The sequence below is a fragment of the Kitasatospora sp. NPDC048296 genome (assembly GCF_043201815.1).
Classification (GTDB): domain Bacteria; phylum Actinomycetota; class Actinomycetes; order Streptomycetales; family Streptomycetaceae; genus Kitasatospora.
In genome coordinates this window covers 1-3,063 of sequence record NZ_JBICZB010000168.1, presented here as the reverse complement: position 1 = coordinate 3,063, position 3,063 = coordinate 1, and the positions used below count along the sequence as shown (strand labels likewise).

The window sequence follows — 3,063 nt, the reverse complement described above, 5'->3', positions numbered from 1 at the left end:
CGAGCCTGCAATTCAAGGTCAACCCTGCCGAACTGGACGGCTGCGGGCAGAGCGCGCAGCACGTCGGGGGTCTGATACCGGGTGAGACCGCGAAGATCGCGGAGCCGTGTAACCAGTCCGCCGGCACGCTGCAGGGGTGGCTGACGGCCGCCGCGGTGCGCGACTGCGGTGCCAACTGGAAGACGCTGCTGGACAAGCTGGCGGGCGACATGGGCGACGTCGGTACCAAGCTCGCGACGACGGCCGCCTACTACCGCCAGGTCGAGAAGGACATCCACACGAGCATGCGGAATCCGGCCGCCCCGGTCCCGGACGAGCCGGACCCCTTCGGCACGACCGTCGTCCCGGGCCCCGTGAAGCCCTCGAGCGCGAAGGCGGCCGAGTAAGCGATGGACATCAAGACGCTCTACGACGCCAACATCAACAACATCACCATCGCGAAGAACGCCTTCGACAAACTCTACTCAGCCTTCGGCCAGCACATCGAGTCCTGGCAGCACGAGGTCGCCGACCGGCTGACCAACTCGCATTGGACCGGCACCGCCTCCGACCATGCCCAGGCCCGGATCCGGTTCCTGGGCACCGAGCTCCAGTCCGCGCACAGCGAGCTCGACTTCGTCAGCAAGGCGCTCGCCAAGGCCGCCGAACAATTCGCGCTGGCCCAGTCCCACCTGGTCTACGCCCTCGACGACGCCAAGAACGCGAAGCTCAACGTCGCCCCTGACGGCCGCATCACGTGGGACAAGGAGCCCACGTCCCCGAACTACGCCGGCGCCGGCGCCGAGACGACGGCGATCGCCATCAGCAACCGCATCGCCGCCGCACTCAACGAAGCCGACCACGCGGACCAGGAGATCAGCGCCAGGCTGAACCACCTCGCGACCAACGCGAGCAACGGCACCGGCCTGGACGCCGCCACGGCTGCGAAGGACCAGGCCGCCGAATACGCCCGCGAGCAGATACCCGCCGCGGGAACCGACCCGAACAGCGTCAAGAAATGGTGGGACGGCCTCACCGACACCGAGCGGCAGAAGTTCATCCACGACGCCCCCGACCGGATCGGCAACCTCGACGGCGTCCCCGCCGCCACCCGCGACCAGGCGAACCGCCTGAACCTGACCAAGGCCCAGACAGACCTCCAGAAGCAGCTCAGCGACCTCGAGAAGTCCGAGCCCCCCAAGGTGGTGGGAACCCAGTACGGGACCGCGCAGAATCCGGACCACGTGATCTGGGAGGCTGAGCGCGACGCCATCAACGGCAAGTTGCACGGCCTCAAGACGCTCCAGGACCGGGTGGACATGCCCGTCACCTCGAAGGACCCGCGGCCGTTCCTGCTCGGACTCGACGCCGCGGCGCCGAACGGCCGCGCGATCCTCGCTCTGAACGACCCGGACACGGCCGACAACGTGGCCACTTTCGTCCCGGGCACCGAGTCCAAGCTCGCCGGCGTGGGCGGCACCATGGACAAGGCGAAGGAGATGTACCGCAGCGCCCTCCTGGCGAGCCCCGGTAGCAAGGTCTCCACGATCGCCTACGTGAACTACACGGCACCACAGTCGGCCATGCCCAGTCTCGTGCAGCCGATGCCGGACGCGTCCGACGAGAAGTACGCCAAGGACGCGGAGAAGAACCTCTACAACTTCCAGACCGGCCTGCGCGCCACCCACCAAGGGACGCCCTCCCACAACACCATCATCGGGCACAGCTACGGCAGCACGGTCGTCGGCTACGCCATGCGCGACAAGGGACTTCCGGTCGACAGCGTGATCTTCGCCGGAAGCCCCGGAGTGGGAGTCGAGAAGGCGGGCGACCTCAACGTCGACCTGGCGAACGGCACGAAGATGGACCCGTCCAAGGTCTACGCTGTGAAAAGCAGCGGCGACTCGATCGACACCTGGACGACCGACCCTCTCGACCCCGACAACTACAACCCCGCCAGCGACGACGACCATCTGCGCTTCGGCCGCAACCCGATGAACCCGGCCTTCGGCGCGCAGCACCTGCCGTCCCAGAACACCGACCACGACCACTACTGGATTGAGAAGACGCCCTCCTGGACGGCGTTCGGCCAGGTCATCGCAGGAAAGCCGGTCGCATGAGCCGATCCTCTCAGCCGGTACCGCACGGACGATCCGCGCGCGCCGCCCTGCTGTGCCTGCTGCCCGCAGGCCTCCTCGCCCTCGCCGCCTGCGGAAACAGCACCCCGGCAATGAACCTCGGACAGGCCGAGGAGAAGGTCAAGGCGTACGCCTCCGACGCGCTGGCGGTGCTCCCCGACAAGGACACCGTAAAAATCGCCGAGCCGCTGGTGGACAAGGACGCGTGCGGGGACGGCGCGACCCAGACGTACATGCCGTACATCTCGTACGACCTACACGGGATCCCCGGGCCAAAGGTGCACGGTGTCTTCGACGCGGTACAGCAACGGCTGAAACAGGACGGCTTCTCCGTCGAGCGCAGCGACGACCAGCGACTGGACCTGTCCAACGACGCGAACAAGTTCACCGCCTCGGTCGTGGTGGGCGATCCCGACACGGCGCCTGGCACCCTGTATCTCACCGTCGTGGCCCCCTGCGTCAAACCCGGTGCCAGCCCGGGGGCTTCCGCGAACGGCTGACCGCGAACCAGTCGAAGCCCATACGGCTCGGTCCAGGAGACGGAACGCTTTGCGGCCTGTCGAACCCTCCACCCATCTGTAACCGAAACTCACCCATGGTTATGGGAGTAGCCCCGCGATCGTGGAGGCAAGAAGCGCAAGCAGGGTGAGGGTGGCGCCGAAGGCCACACCTCCGCGCATGAGGGCGGACGAAGGCGATGCCCCCGATGAACGGGCGAGCAGTACGGCGGCTACGGCGCTCAGCACGGCGACCAGCAGTACAAGGACAACGGTGACCACGATCAGGACCACGACGGCCTCGAGCGGCATCTCAAGCTCCTCAACGAGATAGTTGCGCAGAGGACTAGAGGTTTGAAGTTCCACCCTGCGGTTGGACACCTGGACACTGGGACGTATGAGCCCAGAGGAAGCAGTCACAGGTGGGAACCAAGAGCAACATGAGTAAG

Annotated in this window: 4 protein-coding genes; 3 read left to right on the top strand and 1 reads right to left on the bottom strand. The window is 66.6% G+C overall.

Annotated features, from left to right (window positions below):
- The 3 genes from ACGF12_RS38160 to ACGF12_RS38150 form a co-directional block, all read left to right on the top strand.
- Window positions 1-386 (top strand): WXG100 family type VII secretion target (locus tag ACGF12_RS38160; RefSeq protein ID WP_393041133.1); only part of this gene is annotated, 386 nt, incomplete at its 5' end.
- 3 nt (window positions 387-389) lie between these two features.
- Complete coding sequence (locus ACGF12_RS38155) at window positions 390-2,099, top strand: alpha/beta hydrolase (RefSeq protein ID WP_393041130.1); 1,710 nt, start codon at window positions 390-392, stop codon at window positions 2,097-2,099.
- On the top strand, window positions 2,096-2,617 hold the full coding sequence (locus ACGF12_RS38150) for a hypothetical protein (protein WP_393041127.1): 522 nt from the start codon (window positions 2,096-2,098) through the stop codon (window positions 2,615-2,617). Before ACGF12_RS38155 ends, ACGF12_RS38150 begins: the two co-directional genes overlap by 4 nt.
- Window positions 2,618-2,716: 99 nt before the next feature.
- Here ACGF12_RS38150 and ACGF12_RS38145 read toward each other — a convergent pair whose 3' ends face one another.
- Window positions 2,717-2,926 carry a hypothetical protein gene (locus tag ACGF12_RS38145; RefSeq protein ID WP_393041124.1) on the bottom strand — a complete coding sequence of 70 codons (210 nt, stop codon included), beginning with the start codon at window positions 2,924-2,926 and terminating at the stop codon, window positions 2,717-2,719.
- Window positions 2,927-3,063 lie beyond the last annotated feature (137 nt).

Coding starts and splice junctions, on each gene's coding strand:
- ACGF12_RS38155 (WP_393041130.1), top strand. CDS start 390: ATGGACATCAAGACGCTCTACGACGCCAACATCAACAACATCACCATC.
- ACGF12_RS38150 (WP_393041127.1), top strand. CDS start 2,096: ATGAGCCGATCCTCTCAGCCGGTACCGCACGGACGATCCGCGCGCGCC.
- ACGF12_RS38145 (WP_393041124.1), bottom strand. CDS start 2,926: ATGCCGCTCGAGGCCGTCGTGGTCCTGATCGTGGTCACCGTTGTCCTT.